Genomic DNA, 1,135 nt, shown 5'->3' on the forward strand with positions numbered 1-1,135 from the left:
CCTTAACTCACTGGCGATGGACGTAATCAGAACGCTGCCAACGCAGCGGGGAAATCCGTGGTTGTTTATTGGTAAAAAACAGGGAATGCCGCTGAGTAACCCGGTTAAAGCCTTTCAGCGTATCGTGCGTCGGGCGGGAATTTTCGACAAGGAAGTGTGTATTCATACCTGCCGCCATTCGGTTGCCGCCCTCATCGTGTCCTACGGCGGAACACTGTATGACGTTCAGGCTCAACTGGGGCACCGCAGCAGTCAGTCTTCACAACGGTATGCGCATCTTCATCCTCAGCGCTTACAGAACACCAGTCAGTTACTGGCGGAAAGGATAACGGCTCAGTTACCTTCCTTGCGATAACAAAAAAAGCAGAGGCAAATGCCCCTGCTTTTTTTACTGTTCAGCTATCAGTCAGAACGGGATATGCTCATAATCGGTCTCATCCTCATTACTTCTAGCAAGATATCGGGCTTTATTGCGAGCCTGATCGATTGATAGTGTTGGAAATTCGCCAAGATAATCATAACGAACGTTACCTTTGAAAATATAACTGGTGAAGAAACGAATGTTTTCATTCCGGTTAATCATTGCTTTTAATTCAGGATACTTACCGTCGGTCACTTCCCTACAGATACCATAAAAATTGCATTTAGCCTGCGTCATGATAAGACCATAAGGCGTAAGTGGTGGGCGAAAAGTTTCACAGCCTGTAATAGCACCAGGAAAAGTGTGATTTTCATCTAATTCGCAGAATTCAGTCATGGGGTTCCCCTTCTGTTAATTTACTCAGAATAATAAGTTTAAATATAAGTTAGTTAACTACATTCAGATAATGCTCTAAGCACAATTCAAATCAGCACTGATAAACCCTCGCTTAATGTGGTAGTAACACCTGTCCATACCAGTAAGAGGACGCTTTTTGTAATGCCCTTTACTTTCTGCCCGCAGCAGTTTTCGACGTACCAGTTCCTTAGCGACGTCACTGGCGCTTAAGGAATGTTTCTGACACCACTCTTCAAATACAGGTGCGAAGACTAAAAAATCTTCACTAGCATGATGAATATACCCCCAGTGATTTGCGGGTTTACGGTTGTCCGGTTCTTTAAGACCGATAAAATGCGCACCTTCTCGCTTTACAAG

At 44.4% G+C, this 1,135-nt stretch carries 2 protein-coding genes and 1 pseudogene; 1 reads left to right on the plus strand and 2 read right to left on the minus strand.

Annotated features, from left to right (window positions below; genetic code table 11):
* Positions 1 to 355, plus strand: a 355-nt coding sequence (locus C5687_RS24215; protein WP_158252239.1) for a tyrosine-type recombinase/integrase, incomplete at its 5' end; no start/stop codon positions are given.
* A 51-nt stretch (positions 356 to 406) separates the two neighbouring features.
* Here C5687_RS24215 and C5687_RS24220 read toward each other — a convergent pair.
* The gene (locus C5687_RS24220) at positions 407 to 757 is read right to left on the minus strand and encodes a DUF4102 domain-containing protein (RefSeq protein ID WP_020838595.1); all 351 of its coding nucleotides are present in this window, start codon (positions 755 to 757) and stop codon (positions 407 to 409) included.
* A 75-nt stretch (positions 758 to 832) separates the two neighbouring features.
* Positions 833 to 1,135 (minus strand): annotated as a pseudogene (locus C5687_RS25200) (DUF927 domain-containing protein); the annotation flags it as partial.

It is taken from the genome of Enterobacter sichuanensis, assembly GCF_002939185.1.
In the GTDB taxonomy this organism is placed as follows: Bacteria; Pseudomonadota; Gammaproteobacteria; order Enterobacterales; family Enterobacteriaceae; genus Enterobacter; species Enterobacter sichuanensis.